This is a genomic window from Chryseolinea sp. H1M3-3 (assembly GCF_029360725.1).
GTDB lineage: Bacteria > Bacteroidota > Bacteroidia > Cytophagales > Cyclobacteriaceae > Chryseolinea.
Map to the genome: position 1 here is coordinate 567,470 of NZ_JARKMY010000002.1, position 19,633 is coordinate 587,102.

Sequence of the window (19,633 nt, forward strand, 5' to 3'; positions counted from 1 at the left end):
CACCTGTTAAGGTTGAAGGGTTCAAAGCGCTACGCTTTGAACCTTTGTTTATTTTTTCATTCGGCCCTAATCAGCATATCTATTTTAATATGCGTTCATTTCGAAGGCTTACCATATCAACATTGGCTGCTGTTTACGTACTGATCCTCGTAGGTGGTGTCGTTCGGAGTACAGGCTCCGGAATGGGATGTCCTGATTGGCCCAAATGCTTTGGTCGCTGGGTACCGCCGTCATCGGTGGAAGATCTGCCATCAAACTATAAAGAAGTTTATGCTGCTTACCGACAAAAAAAGAACGTTCGCTTCGCCCAGTATTTAAGTACGTTTGGAATGAAGGAAACAGGAGAGAAAATTCTTAATGATCCTGGCGTGCTTGAAGAAAGTGATTTCAATCCCACCAAAACATGGATCGAATATTTTAATCGTATCGTAGGTGTCATTATTGGATTTTTGATTTTCGCTGTGTTTGTCGTGTCAGTAAAGTTTTGGAGGACAGAATACAAGCTTACCATTATCGCAGGCATAACATTTCTCTTAGTAGCTTTTCAAGGGTGGATTGGCTCTTTTGTGGTTTCAACCAACTTGACGCCATGGACCATTACAGTGCATATGTTTTTAGCATTAGTAATTGTAGCATTACTGATTTATCTGGTTCACCAAAGCAGTTACGAAAAAGAGATACAGTCTTCTTTGGGATTCTGGTGGCTCTTGGCTTGCATGGCAGTTCTGTTAGTACAAATTTTATTAGGCACACAGGTCAGGGAGGCAATCGATCAGGTAGCCTTGAAAGCCGACAGAGTGGCATGGATCAGCAATCTTGGAACTGAATTTATAATTCACCGATCATTCTCCTGGATTGTGTTGATTTTGCATGTTGGATTAATCGTGAGATTGTACAAAACTGAGGGATCAAAATCTTTCGCACTTACCCTAATCCTGCTAATTTTGGGGACAATTTTAACCGGTATGGGCATGGCCTATTTTGCTGTTCCTGCTTTTCTTCAGCCAGTGCACTTGCTGCTGGCTACAGTTACGTTTGGGATGCAATTTGCCTTTCTCTTGAGATTAAATCGAAAAGCTGAGATCTCAGTAGCACAATGATAGTTACCAATATAAACGACTTAACAGGTTCTGATTTCGTCACCGCGAAAGCGCGTGCTTATTTCGAACTATTGAAGCCGAGGTTGTCTTTTTTAGTAGCATTTTCATGTGGCTTTGGTTATGCGCTGGCCTCGCCTCAAATAAATTGGATAACATTGGCCATGCTTTTCCTGGGTGGATTTCTATTGTCAGGGTCTTCCGTCATCATTAATCAAATTATTGAAAAGGATCTGGATCGGCTCATGACGCGAACGATGAACCGTCCCTTACCAACGTACCGCGTTTCTGTAAATGAGGCGAGTGCACTGACAATTTTCTGCCTATTCGCCGGGGTGAGTATTCTGTTGCTTTACACAAATCTGTTGACAACCATTCTTTCTGTTGTTTCTATGATTTTGTATGGCTTTGTTTATACGCCTTTAAAAAGAGTAGGCCCTATTGCTGTATTCGTTGGTGCTTTCCCAGGTGCTCTTCCGCCATTGCTGGGGTGGGTAGCGGCAACGGGAGGGATATCGCACGAAGCATTGATCATTTTTGGTATCCAATTCATTTGGCAGTTCCCCCATTTTTGGGCGATCGCCTGGGTCTCCGATGAGGATTATAAAAAAGCCGGTTTTAAACTGCTTCCGTCGGGTGGAAAAAAAGATCTTAATACCGCTATGCAGATTATGATCTACACGATGTTCCTTATTCCATTGGGATTATTACCCGCAACGTTTGGAATAACAGGTCTAAACTCCGCCATTGTTGTTACCGTATGCGGTGTTCTATTCTTTGCACAGACATTGTCATTGATGCGTTCGGGGGATCGCCGTTCTGCATTGAAAATTATGTTTGGTTCATTTTTATATTTACCCATTGTACAGATTGCATATTTACTGGATAAAGTTTGATTAGGAGGGAAGAAAGAATTTATGGCAACTGAAATAAGAATTGTAGAAGAAGCAAAGCGGCCGCTGTCGATGCAGCCCAAAAAATTTGCGCTGTGGCTTTTCATCGTCACGGTTATTATGATTTTTGCTGCATTGACCAGTGCATACATTGTTCGTCAGGCAGATGGCAACTGGGTAATTTTCGAATTGCCAAATTTATTTCTGGTAACAACAGCGATCATCCTGGCCAGCAGTGGCACAATGCATTGGGCTTATCTCTCCGTTAAGAAAGATAATTTGGAATCCGCTAAAATTGCCACTGCGCTAACCACATTGCTAGGAATAAGTTTCCTCGTCGGCCAGTATATGGCTTGGGGTGAACTAATTAAGAATAGCATTCATTTGGTAGGAAATCCATCAGGTTCATTTGTGTATGTTATTTCCGGCTTACACGGACTGCATATCGTCGGTGGACTGGTGTTTTTAGTCATTGTTTTTGTCTCCGTATATCAACTTAAGATTCATTCTAAAAACCTGTTGCGGATAGAAATGTGCGCAACGTATTGGCATTTTTTGGATGGACTTTGGTTATATTTGTTCGTCTTTTTACTCTTAAACCGATAATCTTTAACGCATAGTATTTATGGCAAGCAGTTCGTCAGTAGCGTCAGATAAAAGTGTGTGGGATGGTGGAGCATCACCCATGGGTGCCAGTTATGGTAAACTCATGATGTGGTTCTTCTTATTGTCCGATGCCTTTACTTTTTCTGCACTTCTTATTACGTATGGATTGGTACGCTCTTCACACGAAGGCTACACAGGCCCTATTGAAGATTTTGTTTTTTCTCAAAATTATTGGCCCGTTCCTGAAAGAGTTTTCGAAGCTGTTCCATTTTTGCATGGCGTTGAGCTACCGTTGGTTTTCGTAGGTATCATGACTTTCATCTTGATCATGAGTAGCGTTACTATGGTGTTGGCAGTAGAAGCTGGCCATCGGATGGACCGCAAAGCCGTAGAGAAATGGATGCTCTGGACCATTCTAGGAGGTATTGCCTTCTTATCTTGCCAGGCATGGGAATGGGCGCACTTTATCCATGGCGCTGAAACCGGTAAAGCAGTAGCAGAAGGTACAACGTTCTTTGGTGCCAACCTGGTGCATAACCAATATGGCCCCCCCGATTTTGCGGCGTTCTTTTTCTTTATAACTGGCTTCCATGGTTTCCACGTATTTAGCGGAGTATGTCTTAACTTTCTCATTTACTATAATACGGTAACCGGTGTTTACCAAAGGAGAGGCCATTATGAGATGGTGGAAAAAGTAGGGTTATACTGGCACTTTGTTGACTTGGTGTGGGTATTTGTGTTTACGTTCTTCTATCTCGTTTAATTGAAATTAATCATCAAATAGTAAATAAATAAGACATGGATTACTCAGATGAAAATGCACACATAAATGTGGTTCCGCCTAACAAGGAAAAAATCAAAAAACTTTGGACAGTAGCGGGAATACTTGGTATTGTGACAGCAGTAGAATTTATCATAGCTTTTACAATGCCCCATGGTGCAACTAAGACTTTTCTTTTCGTTGCCTTAACAATAGTGAAAGCAGGATATATTGTGCTGGAGTTTATGCACTTAAAATATGAAGTGAAGATATTGTTTTGGTCAATATTAATTCCGATGATATTCGTCGTGTGGATGTTGGTAGCCTTTGTTTATGAAGGCTTTGCCATCGGTAGCGTGCGATAAGTATACATCCTGGCATTGGTAAAAGGCTTAGGTGAGGACTTAAGCCTTTTTTATTGTCGGACTAGTGGTTTTAAATCTATGAAAGTAAAAAAGATAGTCCTTCTGTTTCTAGCGCTCTTGTTTCCAGCTTGCGTTTTTGTGTTTCTGAAGTTTTTTGGGAAAAATGAATTTAACGTGCCGCCGTTGTATACAGATGTATATCCGGAAGGAGTGTCAGAATGTGGTGTTAACATTACACTCCCGTATCATATTCCGGATAGTGTTATGTCATCCCTTCAGCTTTCAGCGGATAGCTTAACGTTAATTCATTTTGGTGAGTTAAACACCGAATCCAGAAACCAATTGAGCAGGGTAAAAAAAGAACACGGCATGGAGGTTAAAACAAATATACTGGATGATCAAAGGAATGCAGCCGTACTGAAAAAATGCGTGTTTTTTTTAAAGGAGCCGTTTGATCTGGTATTGATAGATGATGAAGGCGTTATTCGCGGCCAGTATGTTTCTGGTGATCGCGATGAAATTGACCGGTTGCTGATGGAATTATCTATACTATTCAAAAAGTTTTAGAATGGAAGAAACACCACTAAAAACATTGCCCCGAAAAGAGCCCTTTCAAAAATTGATTGTGGCGATCTCAATTATTATTCCGGTCGCTGTGGCTGTTTTGTTTGGAGTTAAAATTGACGGCTATGATTTTTCATTTTTACCGCCTATTTACGCTTCGATTAATGGCCTAACCGCCTGCCTGTTGATCGCTGCCCTGGTAGCCATAAAGAATCGAAAGCAACGTCTACATCAAGTTTTAATGACCGCTTGCATGGCACTTTCAGCCCTGTTCTTAATCATGTATGTTGCCTACCACATGACCAGTGATTCTACATCCTTCGGAGGCGTTGGTTTTATAAGATATATCTATTTTTTCATCCTTATCACGCACATTTTGCTTTCAGTAGTTGTTATACCGCTGGTGCTTTTCACGTATTTGTACGCATGGAGAGGTGACTTTCTCAAGCACCGGAAAATAGCAAAGATAGCTTTTCCCATTTGGCTCTATGTGGCTGTAACCGGTGTTGTAGTATACATTATGATTAGTCCGTATTATCAATAGGTCTTGAATATGAAAAGGATCGCTGTAATTGTTTGCATACTTTTGATGGGTTCTGCAGAACATGTTTTTGCGCAATGTGCCATGTGCCGATCAACGCTTGAGAATAACTACTCAAACGGCGATCCTGGTATTGCTGCTGGAATAAATACCGGCATTTTGTATTTATTAAGTATGCCTTACCTGGCAGTGATGATCATCGGTTATATGTGGTATAAATCAAGTAAGAATGCAAGCAAGAAATTATCTGACAGCGTTAGTCCTCGGTAAGTGTCCGCGTTGCCGTGAGGGCAATATCTTTACTTATCCGGTGAATCGTATTGGAAAGTTTAACGTGATGAACAAAACTTGCCCGCACTGTGGCGTCAGACTTGAACCGGAGCCTGGATTCTATCAAGGTGCCATGTATGTCGGCTATGGTTTCACCGTCGCATTTTTGGTTTTCATCAGCGCGATTCTTTATTTGCTCGGAGATTTTTCTGAATGGGTTTATATCGGTGTTACAATCGGTGTACTGATACTCTTTGCACCTTTAAACTACCGCTGGTCCAGAATCGTTTACCTTCACTTATTCGGCGGCATCAAATACAATCCGCGTCTCTCGCAACCAAAGTAATTCCTTAACTTTATCAATCATCAATTTGTGATTGGCCGTTGAATTCCAAGTATCTAACTTTTAGTTTTCTCTTTTCATTTGTAGTCGGGCTACTGCTGGTTTATTTTGGAAATCAATCTGTATCTCCGCAGGCCGTTGCCCTCAATGTGTCTGAAAATCTCGAGAAAGAACTTAAACACATCGACGCGGAGGCTGCCCAAATTATTTCCAGCCTAACGGAGGGCGAGATTCAACTCCTACCGTCCGAGGCGAGATATTCCTTTTTTTTATTTAACGGCGGTCGCCTGATTTCATGGTCAACCAATGACTTTGTGCCTACGGCTGCATCCGTAGCGGAACCTTTCACGATCAAACTATTGAAGGCTGGCAATGGAAATTACCTGGCCAAAAAATGGAAACTGAATGGCAGGCAGTTTCTCGTTGCTATCATTCCACTCATTCGTAATTATACGATCACCAATGATTACCTCACAAGAGAATGGAATGATCATGTTTTCCCTGCTTCTAGTTTTGATATTCTTGAGCCTGATGCAAATCTTGGTCTGCCGGTATGCATTCAGGACGAGTGCGTGTTTCGAATTAGTTTTTTGATTAACGATTTGCCCATTCATCAAAAAATGAATTTCGCTGCTGTTGCCTTTATCTCGATATCAATTGTTTTGTTGATCGGTCTTTCGTACCATTATCTTGTAAAAATACCTTCGCCCGAAATTCAGTTTCTGTTTTTGTATGCGCTGTTATGGTCGATCCGGTATGCGATGGTGAGCTTTAATTTTCCTGCAGGGTTGTTGGATGCGGATCTTTTTAATCCGCAAATTTTTGCCTCTTCTACCCTCAATGCCTCACTGGGTGATCTCATCTTAAATGAAATTTTTCTATTGATTCTATGCATTCATTTGTTTAGAAACTATAAGAAGTTTAAAAGCCTGAAATATTTCTATTCCCGGAATCTATTTGCGTGGGTGCTCTCTGTTGTATCGGCATTATGCGTGTTATACGCCGCGTTATTTCCTTTTATTGTCATTCAAACATTGTATAATAACTCATCCATTGTTCTGGACTTATCACAGTCTTTGCGATTCGATCAATTGCGAATTGTTGCTACGATAGGGGTATTGCTTTCCGGAATTTGTTCTTTTTTATTTGCTCACACATTTACACGGTTGCTGATTGCAGATAGCAATAGCGTTAGGGTGATTATTTCTTTTCTGATAGCTTTAATCTTGTTCTTTGTTATTAATACCATCATTGAACAATCGTTTTTATCTTCTTTGGTTTTAGGTACAGGATATTTCATGTTGGTGTACTTCCTAAGGTTATACAACAGCTTACGACAATTGGGGTTCAAGACATTCGTTTATCTTTTTGTTTCAATTTTCTTTATGTCTGCGAATGGAGCTTATGCCATACATTTTTTTGAACACAAAGAAAAGATAGAAAATCAATTCCGCTTTGCTTCCAATTTCTTGATCGATCGTGATTATTTCGGCGAGTACCTATTGCGCGAAACTGCTGAAAAGATCTCTAAAGATGCTTTTAGCCAGATTCGCATAGCATCGCCATTTCTAAGCCGGGATGCTGTGAGGCAAAAGATTCGTCAGGTATTCATGCCCAGCTATTTTAATAAGTATGATGTTGAAATCAATATTTTTAATGCAGCAGGCCAACCGTTAGATAATAGAACGGATGCAAGCTTTTCCGAAATGATCGGCGCCTATGATAATGACTCGTTCCGGACGGGTTACGAGAGTGTTTACTTTATCAACAGCCCTTCCAACGACGTCACCCAGAAGTACCTTGTGAAGATTCCAATGAGCAGGATGAATGTGATTGCCGGTTACGTCGTTCTGGAGTTGTCGTTAAAAAAAATAATTCCGGAAAGTGTCTATCCTGAACTTTTGGTCGACAATAGTTTTAAGGAATTTTACCGGGCGCAGGACATCAGCTACGCAGTATACTCCGATACTAGTTTATTGTTTAGTTCTGGCGATTTCAACTATGAGAAAGCATTTAAACGCGGGTGGCTGGGTATACCTGAGCTTCATACCATTGGGGTGACAGAGGCTGGATTTGATCATATCGCTTTAGAAGACCAAAACAGCAGAGTGGCAGTCGTGTCATCGCCGCAAACACAACGCGTATATATGTTAGCCAATTTTTCTTTCTGGTTGGTACTGGGATTGGCCATCATACTTATTCAACTGTTATTTCTGGGAATTGAAAATTATTGGCAGGGAGAAAAACTATTTTTTTCTGCGCGAATTCAATTGTTGTTAAACGCAGCGTTTTTCTTACCACTGATTATTGTGAGTGTCACCACATTAAATCTGACCAATATCTCATCACAGATTCAGCTGAACAATGAATACCTGAACAAGGCTGAAGCGTTTGGAACGCAGCTCGCAGTTAACCTCAATAATTACCTGGACGGAGGCACTGGTGATGTGGGAAGTTTTGAGAATGCACTGACTGACATGGCGAGCCTTACAAACCTGGATGCCAACGTCTATGACGTGAGCGGCGAATTGTTGGCGTCCAGTCAACCGCTTATCGTTGAAAACAACCTGGTTTCTGGTTATATCAATCCAAAAGCATGGCGTGAAATTCTTGATGGTAAAAATCTTGTGATTCAAACAGAACACGTCGGCACGCTGGAGTACTTCGTTTCTTACGCCGCGTTGAAAGCCCCCAGAACAGGAAAACTCATCGGCATTTTGGGAATACCATTTTTTCAATCAGCCTCCTCATTAGAACGGGTGCAGATTTCTATTCTTGCAAACATCTTGAGCATCTTCGCACTCATTTTTATAGGGCTCGTTATCCTCTCTTATTTTGTATCTCAATGGCTAACCTTTCCGCTGAAATTTATTACACAATCGCTAAGAAAAACTTCGTTGGTCAAAACAAACCAGCCGTTGATTTGGAACGCCGATGACGAGATTGGCCTGATGGTAAAAGAATATAATCAAATGCTGCTGAAGTTGGGGGAAAGCAAAGCTGAGCTGGAACACACGCAGCGCGAACGCGCCTGGCGGGAGATTGCACAGCAGGTAGCTCATGAAATTAAGAACCCGCTAACGCCAATGAAGTTAACGCTTCAGCAATTAGAGCGTTCGCTTTCAGCTGCTTCACAAACGCCTGAAAAAATCGAGAAGGCGGTCGCTTCATTGTTGACACAGGTCGAAACTTTAAACGAGATCGCATCCTCTTTCAGTTCGTTTGCCAAAATGCCAGAGCCAGTAATGCACCCGTTAGAATTGGTGTCACTGCTTCGAAGAATCGTTGACCTTCACTTGCATGCCGGAGATCTGATTTTTACATCGTCATTCAAGGAGGCGTTTGTACTTGGTGATGAACAATTGCTGGGCCGGACCTTTTCGAATTTAATCTTAAATGCCTTTCAGTCTGCGCAACCGGGAAAGGCGATGCAGGTAAAGGTATCCCTGAAACAAGACAACGGTAATTATGTAATAGAATTTCAAGATACCGGTAAAGGCATTCAGCCGCACGAAGCCGAACGAATTTTTTCACCGTATTTCACAACGAAACAAACCGGCTCAGGATTAGGATTGGCCATCACCAAGCAAGCAATTGAACAAATGAAAGGTAAAATTTGGTTCGAAACAGAAATTGGCAAAGGATCCATATTTTATGTCGCTTTACCTGTATTGGAAAAATAGCGAATCAAGTTGCACCGGTACTTGAATAGGATATCGACGTAGATTCCTTAAAACCGCAGTGTAAAAACGGTCTCCACATCAGGTTCCGACTCTACAGTGATCGATCCGTTATGCATCTGCATGATCTGCCGAGACAAACTTAATCCAATACCGGAACCGCTTCTTTTTGTCGTGTAAAATGGCACGAAGATGTGTTCTAAAGCTTCTTTAATGATGCCAGATCCGTTATCTTTTATTTCGATTTTAACTGCATTTTCATCGTACGACCCGATCAACTCAAGTTTGGGATTTTCGGTTTCTGCCAAAGCCTCAATAGCATTCTTCATCAAGTTGATAAGTACCTGCTCAATCATTTCGACGTCGGCCTGAATGGTCAAATATTCAGAACTACATTCGTAGTGGAAGCTGATGGCAGTTTTTTTTAATTCAGTCCTCATCAATTGCGCCACATGATCAATCAGGTCCTTTAGCCTTACCGTTGATATCTTAGGCTTGGGTAATGAAGTGTATTCGCGGTAAGCGTCTATAAACTTGATCAGGCCGCGACTGCGGTTTTCAATCGTGCTCAAACCTTCTCTTAGATCATCCGCGCCTTCTTCTTTTAATTCGTAGTGCGAATTCTTTTTCTCCATGTCATGGTCCAGTATTTCTCGCAAAGTTGAAGTAAGCGATGAAATCGGCGTGATGGAATTCATGATTTCATGTCGCAAAACACGGGTAAGATTCTGCCACGCTTCAAGCTCTTGCTTTTGTAGTTCAGGCTGAATGTTCTGCAGCGTGATAAGCTTCACGTCTGTGCCCCGGATACGAAGTTCCGTTGACTGTATCGTCAAATATATTTCGTTGGTTCCTTTATACAATTCACTTTTACCCAGTTCGACACTATTGATCGCATGATAAAGTTTTGGGTTGGTGTTGATGAGATCCCGGATATTTTTAATGTTTGTGATTCCCAGGAATTTTTTAGCGTTGGCATTTATGAGCTGGACATTCCCTTCAGAATCAAATGAAAGAATCCCTGTGCGAACTTGCTGCACCACAGAATTGAGGTATTGCCAGTGTTCCTCTTTTTCTGACCGCGCCCTTCGAAAAGCTTCAAGCACTTCGTTAAAAGCAATGTTCAGTTCCTTAAAACTTTTTCCCAAACGGTTGTCGGCAGTAAAACCCGAAATGAAATCTGAATATTTAACCGACTCAAGAAAACGCGTTAACTTACGATTCGTTTGACTAATAAACTTGAATATATCAACCAGTTCAACGATGATGATGATTCCCATGAGCATGGCCGCAAACAACATGTTGGGCTTTGAAATCATATAGATAAACAAAGCCATCGTCAATCCGAGTATCACTACCCGGATAATTACCCGGGCCCGAAAGTCATTAAATCCTAATTTCAATGTTTAAAAGTCAAGCTTCAAAGTTCCGGCTTTATCAGATGGAAAACAACTGGCTGGTGGTCAGGTGCACGTGCAGATATTTAAGCTCTCTAGTTCTTTTCGCTGCCAACCGTCTTGAAAGCTGACATCATAGCCCATACTTTTCCAGCCGTCTGTACAAGGAAGAACGTGTGAGCCCTAATTCGGAAGCGGCTTGCGTGATGTTGCCATTGTATTTTTTAAGGACCTTGCGAATAAGTAATTTTTCTACTTCTTCCAGGTTGTATTGCTCAAGGCTGAGTTGCCCGTCATCCTTCCCAGCCGAAGGCGTAAAATTGAAATCTTCAGGCTGAAGCACACTGCTTCCACTTAAAATGATAGCGCGTTCAATAGCATGTTGCAATTCGCGAATATTACCGGGCCAAGGATGTTTATGCATTCGCGACATCGCCGCTTCACTGATCTTCGTTACACTCTTATCATACTTACCTGCATAGTGTTTTAAAAAGTGATTGGCAAGAAGTGGAATATCTTCGAAGCGATCTCGCAAAGGTGGAATTTCTATTTCGATGGTATTGATCCTGTATAACAGGTCCTGACGAAAACGATTTTCTTTCACCATCTCATATAAGGGCATATTCGTAGCGCAAATCAGCCTGATATCGATAGGCGTGTCTTTATTTGACCCGACTCTGCTCACCTTTCTGTTTTGAAGAACAGTAAGCAGCTTGGCTTGCAACGTCATGGACAGGTTTCCAATTTCATCCAGGAAGAGCGTGCCATGGTTAGCAAGTTCAAATCTTCCTGGGCGATCTTCTTTTGCGTCGGTAAATGATCCTTTCTTATGACCGAATAATTCGCTTTCGAATAATGTCTCCGTGATAGATCCCAAATCGACGCTGGCAAAATTTTCATTTTTGCGGGAAGAGTTTCTGTGTATAGCCCGGGCGATAAGTTCTTTACCTGTTCCATTCTCGCCGAGAATTAAAACATTGGCATCCGTTTTTGCTACGCGATCGATGGTTTGGAATATCTTCTGCATGGCATTGCTTTGGCCGATAATTTCGCTGTATCGATCATTTAATGCCTGATTAATTTCCTGGTTCTTAATCTTTAAATTCTCAATAACGTCACGAGATTCCCGAAGACGCATAGCCGAATACAATGTTGCTAGCAACTTTTCATTTTCCCAGGGTTTCACCACAAAATCGGTAGCACCCGCTTTTATAGCTTTCACTGCCATTTGAATGTCTCCGTATGCTGTAATCAGAACAACTACGGCGGAAGGGTCTAACTGAAGGATTCTTTCGAGCCAATAATACCCTTCGCTACCACTGCTCACATCTTTTGTGAAATTCATATCGAGAAGTATAACATCATAATCCTCGTTGTTCATGAGGGCCGGGATTGCTTCAGGATTTTTTTCGACATCCACTTGTGAGAAGTGACGCTTCAGGTGCATCTTCGCTGCTTTCAGGAGATCTTCATTGTCGTCTACGATTAAAATTTTTCCGCTTTTGTGTTCCATTTAACGATTCGGTTTTAAGGCTTGGTTATATTAATTTGTCCTGAGGTTGTCCGCTAACGGGCAAAGTGTATACCGAAGCGATACACCGCTTAATTTTACCAGAAACCCTGTTTTGTTCACAATATAGCCGTTCGAATGCGGACAATGGCGTTCACATCTGAACTGAATTTTTAAAGGGATAAGTCAAAACTGCGACGGAATTGCCCTTCCGTCACTTGGCATATTTGTTGGCATGGAGGCATCACAAGATGTGCTGCTTGTATCGGCAGGCATTCACTGCACTCAAACTTATAACTTGAATGGATAAGCAATTAAAGAAAAAGAAGTGGACGGTAAAAAAGGTAGCTACTTATGGGGGAATTGCTCTTTTTGTAGTTTTTATAGGCTATCAATTCATTTTTGCCGACCGAAGATCCAAACTTAAAATTGACCGAGATAAAATTACAATATCGGAAGTGAAGCGTGGCGTGTTTCAGGAGTTTATCCCTCAAACCGGAACGATAGAACCAAGTCGAACCGTATATCTGGATGCCGTAGAAGGTGGTACCATCAAACGCGTTGTGGCTGAAAGCGGTGCCATGCTGAAAGAAGGAGATATTGTTCTTGAGTTAAGCAACCTTAACCGGGAGATCCAGGTCTTATCCCAAGAAGCAAGCTTAAACCAAAGTGTGAACGAGCTTAGGCAGACACGATTGTCTTTAACACAAAATGATTTGCAACAGCAACAAACGCTCGCTGAAGTGGACAAGGAATTAGCCAAATTGATTCCTCAGTATAAAAGACAAAAAGCATTATTCGAGAAAAAGTTGGTTTCGAGACAGGAATTTGAAAGTGTAGAGGCAGATTATCTTTTTAACTTGAAAAGACGTGAGATAACCTATACGACATACAAAGCAGATTCCATTGAAAGAATCAGGCAGGTTAAAGATATCATGGCTTCTGAACTTAGAATGATGCAAAGTCTTGAAGGTGCAGGAAAAATTCTTGACAACCTTGTTATCCGCGCGCCGATTGATGGCCAACTTTCACGCCCTCAACTGGATCCTGGTCAAAGTGTAAACGCAGGTCAACGTTTGGGATGGATTGATGTTGTAGGAAGTTATAAGGTAAAGGTTCCGATCGACGAATTGTATTTGCCTAGAATCACTACCGGACTACACGCAACCACGACATTTAACAACAAAGACTACGAATTGGAGATTATGTACATTTATCCCGGTGTTACCAATGGCCGCTTTGAAGTCGACATGAACTTTATTGGGGATGCTCCTCCGGGAATTCGCAGAGGTCAATCATTACGGTTGCGAATTGAGCTGGGACAATCCTCTGAAGAACTTCTGTTACCAGTGGGCGGCTTTTATAAAGATACAGGTGGTAATTGGGTATACGTATTGGAAGAAGACGGCCGTGCTGTAAAGCGGGATATTAAGTTAGGTCGTAAGAGCGGGGCGGAAAATTTTGAGGTGCTTGAAGGATTAAAACCGGGTGACAAAGTTATTACTTCATCCTACGAAAACTTTGGAACCAACGAGGTTCTGCTTTTAAACTGAGTGTAACCGCTGAATTTAAATGAACGTCTAACGTAACTATTTAAGCATATTTCAGTAATATAAATCAAACTAATTAAGTCCTCCAACCATCAAATAATAAATCAAAGCATCATGATCAAACTTAAGAATCTTGAAAAGGTCTATACGACTGAAGAAGTAGAAACCACCGCCCTAAACAACATAAACCTTGAGATTAAGGAAGGTGAGTTCGTTGCCATAATGGGCCCGTCTGGTTGTGGAAAGTCTACCTTGTTAAACATCCTTGGTTTGCTGGACAATCCGTCCGGAGGCGAGTATTATTTTGGCGAACATGAAGTAGCTAAATATTCCGAACGCCAGCGTGCGCAGCTTCGTAAGGGCTCTATAGGATTTGTATTCCAAAGTTTTAATTTGATTGATGAGCTTACTGTATTTGAGAACGTGGAGCTTCCATTATTGTATATGAAAGTGCCTGCAAGCGAAAGAAAGCAAAGAGTTGAAGAAGTGTTGGAGCGCATGAATATTATGCATCGTAGAAATCACTTCCCTCAACAGTTGTCGGGTGGTCAGCAACAACGTGTAGCAATCTCTCGTGCGATAGTTGCCAAACCTAAAGTGATACTTGCCGATGAGCCTACAGGTAATCTTGACTCCGCTAACGGCGAAGAAGTGATGAAGCTGTTGTCGCAGCTGAACGAAGAGGGAACAACCATTATCATGGTTACCCACTCACCCTATGATGCGAATTATGCGCACCGAATTATCAACTTGTTTGATGGAAAAGTTGTGACGGAGAATATCAAAGAACAGTTTCATATATAATTGCTATCATCTATAGCAGAAAGACCTTCCCGGCTTGCATTGCCTGGAAGGTCTTTTTATGTCTGGCAATTACAGGTACGTGACATTATTTTACAACTTAAATGCAACCCTGCAGGAGAATTTACAGTCTTAAGGCTATCCTCTAATCATTCAAAGTATGTTCAAGAATTTTTTGCTTATCACGCTTCGCAATATGATGAAGAATAAACTGTTTATTTTCATCAACGTCTTTGGAATGGGGGTAGCGATTGCCTGCTGCATTGTTGCTTACTTCACCTACGAATATGATGCAACTTTTAATGCAGGTCATAAAAACGGTAATCAAATCTACCGGGTAAGCGCTATTCGTGAGTTTGATAACAATGTTTCCAAATTTGGTTTTGCGCCTTTGCCACTGGGAGGAATTGTAGATCAGAATTTTAAGGATGTTGAAAGATCATCCCGTTATTTTTTTTCATGGTCTAACTTCAAGCGCGAGGATGATCTGTTCCCCTCGCACCTGAGTTACGTTGATCCCGACTTTTTTGAAATGTTTTCCTTTGAATTCATTAAAGGTGATCCTAAAGGTCTGAAAGATATTAGCAGTGTTTTCATTGATGATAAGATGGCTGTTCGCCTTTATGGTTCACCGGAAGAAGCCTTCGGTAAAATGATTACACAAGTATATGGAGCAGCGTTGAAAGAAATAAAAATAGCGGGGATCTTTAAAACACCACCTCAAAACTCCAGTTTCTTTTCACGGGAAGCCTACATGAATTTTGAAAACTGCAAGGACGAACACAAAGATATTACCGATGATAACTGGAAAGGAGAAGCCACCCTGTTCCTTCAAATCGCGGACCCAAGTCGGGTCGCGAGCGTTCATCAGCAACTTCAGCCCTATAAGGAGAACAATAATAAAGCCCGGGAAGATTTTATCATCAAGGAATTGGCACTTGATCCTTTTTCAACAATGGCCAAAGAGGATAGGGCAGGACAAGTGGATTCATGGACATGGCATGCGCCCCCTATTGCAGGAGTCGTTGGTACCGCTACAATGGGTATTTTAATTTTATTGATCGCATGTTTTAACCTTACCAATACTGCGATTGCGATCTCTTCCAGAAGGTTAAAAGAAATTGGTATTCGTAAAGTAATGGGTGGACTTAGAAAACAATTAATTATACAGTTCATCGGCGAGACAACATTAATTTGTTTTTTTGCATTGCTTGTCGGTCTAATAGTCGCAGAGTTCTTAACGGAAGGATGGAACAACATGTGGGAGTACATGCGAATAACGCCACACTATCTGGATAATCCTCAGTTTCTCATCTTCATATTTGGTGTTTTAATTTTTACCGGTTTATTGGCTGGAGGTTATCCTGCGTTTTACATCAGTAATTTTGAGCCAATCAGTATTCTCAAAGGTAAAATGAAATTTGGCGGCACGAATTATTTTACCAGGATATTGCTTGGACTTCAATTTGCCATTTCACTAATGGCCATCGTGAGTGCCATTGCTTTCTTGCAAAATGCGAAGTACCAGGAAGCATATGATCTGGGTTTTGATGAAAAAGGTTCGGTTATAGCGTGGCTGAACAGCAAAGAGGAATTTGAAACCTATAGGAATTCTTTGCAGGGAAACCCTGAAATAATTTCGATGGCTGGTGCTGCCAGTGGCATTTTCTCAAATCGTGCTCACGAACCCGTTAAACATGAGTCGAAGCAAGTGGAAGTGGACATCATTGATATCGGTGATCATTATTTAAAGACAATGAATCTTACGCTTCTGGAAGGGAGAGATTTTAGGCAAGATTCTGAAACCGATAAAAGGGAGTCTATCATCATTTCTCAAAAGATGGCATCTTTGTTTGGGTGGGAAAAACCGCTGGGAAAAGAAATCATTTGGAAGGATACCGTTAAACTTTACGTCGTTGGAGTGGTAAAAGATGTATATACGCAGGGACTTTGGCGTGCTATGGAGCCGCTCATGATTCGTTATATCGGACCAGAAAAGTATAGTCAGATCGTTGTTAACACCAAATCATCCAATGCTTCTGCAATTAATAAGTATATGGAAGCAAGGTGGAAGGAGATTTTTCCAAACCGATTATACAATGGTTATATGCTGGTGGAAAACACAAACGAAGTTTACGAAGTAAACGCAAACATTGTTACCATGTATACCTTTTTAGGTGTGATTGCGTTAATGCTTTCGGCTACCGGGTTATTCACTTTAGTTTCTTTGAACATCATCAAACGGACCAAGGAGATTGGTGTTCGAAAAGTGTTAGGTGCTTCCATTACGAATATCACACGAATTATCAATACAGAATTTTTTGTAATTCTCTTGCTAGCCTCCGCAGCAGGTTCTGTGTTGAGCTACTTTGCAGTGGATCTTTTGATGGATAGTATATGGGATTATTATCGTGCAACAAACACCCTGACCTTCGTCATATCAATCTCTGTAATGTTTATCGTATCGGCTTTGGTCGTAGGTTACAAAGTATTTTCAGCCGCTTCTATGAATCCAGTAACAACATTGCGTGATGAATAGGCAAGGATATAAAAGACAGATAGAAATATTGAACTTATTCGCTTTGCAGGTTGCGTAGTCCTAAAGTCTAATGCGGGCATTTAAAAACTGTCTCTCTTTGTATTCATGATATACTAAAATCTTATGTTTAAAAACTATTTGACGGTTGCGCTACGCAATATCACTCGGTATAAGTTTTATTCGGCAATAAATATTTTAGGCATGACGATAGGGCTTACCGCATGTCTGATTATTATTTTATACATCGCCGATGAATTAAGCTATGATAAATTCCATCGAAACGCAGACCGTATTTATCAAGTTGGACTGCATGGCAAAATCGGTGGACAGGACTTGATGGTCGCCAATACCTGCCCGCCCATGGGGCCTGCGTTAGTAGCTGAAATTCCGGAAGTGGAATCCTCCCTCCGCGTTGCAGATTACTTTGGACAGCCTTCAATCAAATTTGAAGAGAAGGTCTTTGCGGAAAGTAAAGTGTTTTTTGTCGACTCAAACTTCTTTGAATTTTTCGATTATAAACTTCTCGAAGGTGACGCAAAATCGGTACTAAAAGAACCGAACACCTTAGTGATGACAAAAGAAATTGCAACCAAATATTTTGGCCAAGAAAGCGCTATCGGTAAACTCGTCGTGGTGGACAATCAAAATCAAACTTATAAAGTTACCGGTGTGGCTGAAAATCCGCCAACCAATTCCCATTTTGATTTTAATGTTTTGATTTCAGCAGAGACAGGGCAGCGACTCAAACAAAAAGAATGGCTGAACAACAATATGTACACCTATTTTTTGCTGCGTGAGCATGCCCAGCTAAATGGTGTTTACAAAAAATTCGAGGAGTTGGTTGAGAAGTACATCGGTCCTGAGGTTGAAAAATTCATGGGTACAACATTAAAGCAATTGCGCGAGCAGGGTGGTGAGTACGGTTATTATACCACAAAACTCACCGACATTCATTTACGTTCAGTTTCAATTGGCGATCCACAACCTAAGGGGAATATTTTGTATGTCTATTTCTTTGGAGGCGTCGGTCTCTTCATTCTTGTTATTGCATGTATCAATTTTATGAACCTTTCAACAGCGCGTGCTGCAGGTCGCGCGAAAGAAGTTGGTTTAAGAAAAACCCTCGGTTCATTGCGTGAACAGATGGTTGGACAATTTCTGGCCGAGTCTATGATGTATAGTTTGGTGGCTGTAGTCATATCCTTGATCGCTTGTTATTTTCTATTGCCATCTTTTAATGAACTATCAGGAAAGGAACTGGGCATGATGGTATTCATTCAACCGTGGTTTATCGCGGCAATTATTGGCTTGATCATTTTTGTGGGATTTGTAGCCGGTAGTTATCCTGCCTTTTATCTTACTTCATTTAATGTGGTAGATGTATTGAAGGGAAAAGTAAGAGCGGGGATGAAAAGCAAAGGGGTGCGGAGCTTTCTGGTCGTGCTTCAATTTTCTATCTCTATTTTTCTGATGATTTTTACCATAGTAGTGTATCAGCAGATTAAATACATGCAGGAAAAAAACCTCGGGATTGATAAAGAAAATATACTGATACTAAGAAACACATACCGCCTCGACAAAAACAAAGAAGCGTTTAGAAATACATTAAGTCAGCAAACAGGAGTTTTAAAGATGAGTTATACAAACAATAATTTTCCTGGTGTAAACAATACAACTGTTTTTAAGGAAGCTGGCTCCGAACAGGACCATATTATGGGAGTTTATTATGCCGACCATGACCATCAGGATGTTATGAAATTTGAAATGAAAGAAGGTCGATTTTTTTCAAAAGAGTTTCCAATAGATTCGATGGCGATTATCCTGAACGAGGCAGCTGTTCGGGAATTTAATTTTACCAACCCCATCGGGGAAGAGTTATTGTACAATGATGGTAGCTCGACCGGTGTGAAGCGTTTGAAAATCATTGGCGTTATGAAAAACTTTAACTTTGAATCCTTCAAAGATGAGGTTCGTCCACTGTCAATTTTACTAACTCCAAACTCCAATTCGCTGTTGATACGTTATGAAGGGAGTGCAAATGAAATAGTGAACAAGGTCGAGAATTTATGGAAGCAACATGCCGCTAATGAACCTTTTGAATATGCGTTCTTAGATGAAAGTTTTGACGAACTCTTCCGGTCGGAACAACGCATGGGTCAGATCTTTAGCATCTTTGCAGGTCTTGCAATTTTTGTCGCCTGCCTTGGGTTATTTGCGCTGGCAGCATTTACTTCTGAACAACGTACCAAAGAAATCGGAATCCGTAAAGTAATGGGCGCTTCTGTGCCTAGCCTAGCCGTGTTGCTTTCGAAAGAATTTACAAAACTGGTTTTAATCGCATTTATCCCCGCTGCATTTGCAGGGTGGTACATCTCAGATCAATGGTTGCAAGGTTTCGCTTATCGGGTTCCTATCAGCCCATTCGTAATCATATTGAGTGGTATTATGGCAATTATCATTGCATGGATAACAGTAAGCTTTCAATCGATAAAAGCCGCAACATCAAATCCTGTAAAGTCACTTCGGTATGAATGATATCTTGAATAAGACAATGGTTATGCAATCGATAGTGTAAAAAAAAATTAATTCAGGAAATAAGCCGCAACTTGTTGCAGAAGAAAGAAGGGCGGTTTGCCTGCAAAAAAGCTTCGAAATTTCTCTAGAATCGAATCTTTTTTAATGCCATGTTAAGTTTATGTTAAGACGTTAATCTACAG

Annotated in this window: 16 protein-coding genes; 14 read left to right on the forward strand and 2 right to left on the reverse strand. The window is 41.1% G+C overall.

The features are described from left to right. Window positions 1-89: 89 nt before the first annotated feature. The 10 genes from P2W71_RS09975 (at window position 90) to P2W71_RS10020 (ending at window position 9,122) form a co-directional block, all read left to right on the forward strand. Window positions 90-1,100 (forward strand): COX15/CtaA family protein, encoded by a 1,011-nt coding sequence (locus tag P2W71_RS09975; protein WP_276370351.1) that lies wholly within the window; start codon window positions 90-92, stop codon window positions 1,098-1,100. Next, window positions 1,097-1,993, forward strand: a complete 897-nt coding sequence (cyoE, locus tag P2W71_RS09980; RefSeq protein WP_276370354.1) for a heme o synthase — start codon at window positions 1,097-1,099, stop codon at window positions 1,991-1,993. The genes P2W71_RS09975 and cyoE overlap by 4 nt, the downstream gene beginning before the upstream one ends. A gap of 21 nt (window positions 1,994-2,014) precedes the next feature. Further along, window positions 2,015-2,596, forward strand: coding sequence for a cytochrome c oxidase subunit 3 (locus P2W71_RS09985; protein ID WP_276370357.1), 582 nt, complete (start codon window positions 2,015-2,017; stop codon window positions 2,594-2,596). A gap of 19 nt (window positions 2,597-2,615) precedes the next feature. Continuing rightward, a complete protein-coding gene (locus tag P2W71_RS09990; protein ID WP_276370360.1) occupies window positions 2,616-3,359 on the forward strand; it encodes a cytochrome c oxidase subunit 3 in 744 nt (247 codons plus the stop codon). A gap of 35 nt (window positions 3,360-3,394) precedes the next feature. After that, window positions 3,395-3,721: a cytochrome C oxidase subunit IV family protein gene (locus P2W71_RS09995; RefSeq protein ID WP_276370362.1), complete on the forward strand. Its 327-nt coding sequence runs from the start codon at window positions 3,395-3,397 to the stop codon at window positions 3,719-3,721. 78 nt (window positions 3,722-3,799) lie between these two features. Then, a complete protein-coding gene (locus tag P2W71_RS10000; RefSeq protein WP_276370364.1) occupies window positions 3,800-4,288 on the forward strand; it encodes a hypothetical protein in 489 nt (162 codons plus the stop codon). A gap of 1 nt (window position 4,289) precedes the next feature. Then, the gene (locus P2W71_RS10005; RefSeq protein ID WP_276370366.1) at window positions 4,290-4,829 is read left to right on the forward strand and encodes a DUF420 domain-containing protein; all 540 of its coding nucleotides are present in this window, start codon (window positions 4,290-4,292) and stop codon (window positions 4,827-4,829) included. Window positions 4,830-4,838: 9 nt separating this feature from the next. Continuing rightward, a complete protein-coding gene (locus tag P2W71_RS10010) occupies window positions 4,839-5,096 on the forward strand; it encodes a hypothetical protein (protein WP_276370368.1) in 258 nt (85 codons plus the stop codon). Continuing rightward, on the forward strand, window positions 5,056-5,442 hold the full coding sequence (locus P2W71_RS10015) for a DUF983 domain-containing protein (RefSeq protein WP_276370370.1): 387 nt from the start codon (window positions 5,056-5,058) through the stop codon (window positions 5,440-5,442). The genes P2W71_RS10010 and P2W71_RS10015 overlap by 41 nt, the downstream gene beginning before the upstream one ends. Window positions 5,443-5,480: 38 nt before the next feature. Continuing rightward, window positions 5,481-9,122, forward strand: coding sequence for a sensor histidine kinase (locus P2W71_RS10020; RefSeq protein ID WP_276370372.1), 3,642 nt, complete (start codon window positions 5,481-5,483; stop codon window positions 9,120-9,122). 47 nt (window positions 9,123-9,169) lie between these two features. Here P2W71_RS10020 and P2W71_RS10025 read toward each other — a convergent pair whose 3' ends face one another. Together P2W71_RS10025 and P2W71_RS10030 are read right to left on the reverse strand one after the other, a co-directional pair. Continuing rightward, a complete protein-coding gene (locus tag P2W71_RS10025; RefSeq protein WP_276370374.1) occupies window positions 9,170-10,522 on the reverse strand; it encodes an ATP-binding protein in 1,353 nt (450 codons plus the stop codon). 127 nt (window positions 10,523-10,649) lie between these two features. Further along, window positions 10,650-12,029 carry a sigma-54 dependent transcriptional regulator gene (locus P2W71_RS10030; RefSeq protein ID WP_276370376.1) on the reverse strand — a complete coding sequence of 460 codons (1,380 nt, stop codon included), beginning with the start codon at window positions 12,027-12,029 and terminating at the stop codon, window positions 10,650-10,652. 299 nt (window positions 12,030-12,328) lie between these two features. Here P2W71_RS10030 and P2W71_RS10035 point away from each other — a divergent pair, with 299 nt between their 5' ends. The 4 genes from P2W71_RS10035 to P2W71_RS10050 all read left to right on the forward strand — a co-directional run bounded on the left by P2W71_RS10035 (window position 12,329) and on the right by P2W71_RS10050 (window position 19,451). Beyond that, window positions 12,329-13,579 carry an HlyD family efflux transporter periplasmic adaptor subunit gene (locus tag P2W71_RS10035; protein ID WP_276370379.1) on the forward strand — a complete coding sequence of 417 codons (1,251 nt, stop codon included), beginning with the start codon at window positions 12,329-12,331 and terminating at the stop codon, window positions 13,577-13,579. 111 nt (window positions 13,580-13,690) lie between these two features. After that, the gene (locus P2W71_RS10040) at window positions 13,691-14,380 is read left to right on the forward strand and encodes an ABC transporter ATP-binding protein (RefSeq protein ID WP_276370382.1); all 690 of its coding nucleotides are present in this window, start codon (window positions 13,691-13,693) and stop codon (window positions 14,378-14,380) included. 157 nt (window positions 14,381-14,537) lie between these two features. Then, window positions 14,538-16,916 (forward strand): FtsX-like permease family protein, encoded by a 2,379-nt coding sequence (locus tag P2W71_RS10045; RefSeq protein ID WP_276370385.1) that lies wholly within the window; start codon window positions 14,538-14,540, stop codon window positions 16,914-16,916. A gap of 123 nt (window positions 16,917-17,039) precedes the next feature. After that, window positions 17,040-19,451 carry an ABC transporter permease gene (locus P2W71_RS10050; RefSeq protein ID WP_276370388.1) on the forward strand — a complete coding sequence of 804 codons (2,412 nt, stop codon included), beginning with the start codon at window positions 17,040-17,042 and terminating at the stop codon, window positions 19,449-19,451. Window positions 19,452-19,633 lie beyond the last annotated feature (182 nt).

Excerpts from the sequence above, each read along its gene's own strand:
- P2W71_RS10005 (WP_276370366.1), top strand. The coding sequence starts at position 4,290 with ATGGAAGAAACACCACTAAAAACATTGCCCCGAAAAGAGCCCTTTCAA.
- P2W71_RS09985 (WP_276370357.1), top strand. The coding sequence starts at position 2,015 with ATGGCAACTGAAATAAGAATTGTAGAAGAAGCAAAGCGGCCGCTGTCG.
- P2W71_RS10030 (WP_276370376.1), bottom strand. The coding sequence starts at position 12,029 with ATGGAACACAAAAGCGGAAAAATTTTAATCGTAGACGACAATGAAGAT.
- P2W71_RS09975 (WP_276370351.1), top strand. The coding sequence starts at position 90 with ATGCGTTCATTTCGAAGGCTTACCATATCAACATTGGCTGCTGTTTAC.
- P2W71_RS10035 (WP_276370379.1), top strand. The coding sequence starts at position 12,329 with ATGGATAAGCAATTAAAGAAAAAGAAGTGGACGGTAAAAAAGGTAGCT.
- P2W71_RS10045 (WP_276370385.1), top strand. The coding sequence starts at position 14,538 with ATGTTCAAGAATTTTTTGCTTATCACGCTTCGCAATATGATGAAGAAT.
- P2W71_RS10050 (WP_276370388.1), top strand. The coding sequence starts at position 17,040 with ATGTTTAAAAACTATTTGACGGTTGCGCTACGCAATATCACTCGGTAT.
- P2W71_RS10040 (WP_276370382.1), top strand. The coding sequence starts at position 13,691 with ATGATCAAACTTAAGAATCTTGAAAAGGTCTATACGACTGAAGAAGTA.
- P2W71_RS10000 (WP_276370364.1), top strand. The coding sequence starts at position 3,800 with ATGAAAGTAAAAAAGATAGTCCTTCTGTTTCTAGCGCTCTTGTTTCCA.
- cyoE (WP_276370354.1), top strand. The coding sequence starts at position 1,097 with ATGATAGTTACCAATATAAACGACTTAACAGGTTCTGATTTCGTCACC.
- P2W71_RS09995 (WP_276370362.1), top strand. The coding sequence starts at position 3,395 with ATGGATTACTCAGATGAAAATGCACACATAAATGTGGTTCCGCCTAAC.
- P2W71_RS10010 (WP_276370368.1), top strand. The coding sequence starts at position 4,839 with ATGAAAAGGATCGCTGTAATTGTTTGCATACTTTTGATGGGTTCTGCA.
- P2W71_RS10015 (WP_276370370.1), top strand. The coding sequence starts at position 5,056 with ATGCAAGCAAGAAATTATCTGACAGCGTTAGTCCTCGGTAAGTGTCCG.
- P2W71_RS09990 (WP_276370360.1), top strand. The coding sequence starts at position 2,616 with ATGGCAAGCAGTTCGTCAGTAGCGTCAGATAAAAGTGTGTGGGATGGT.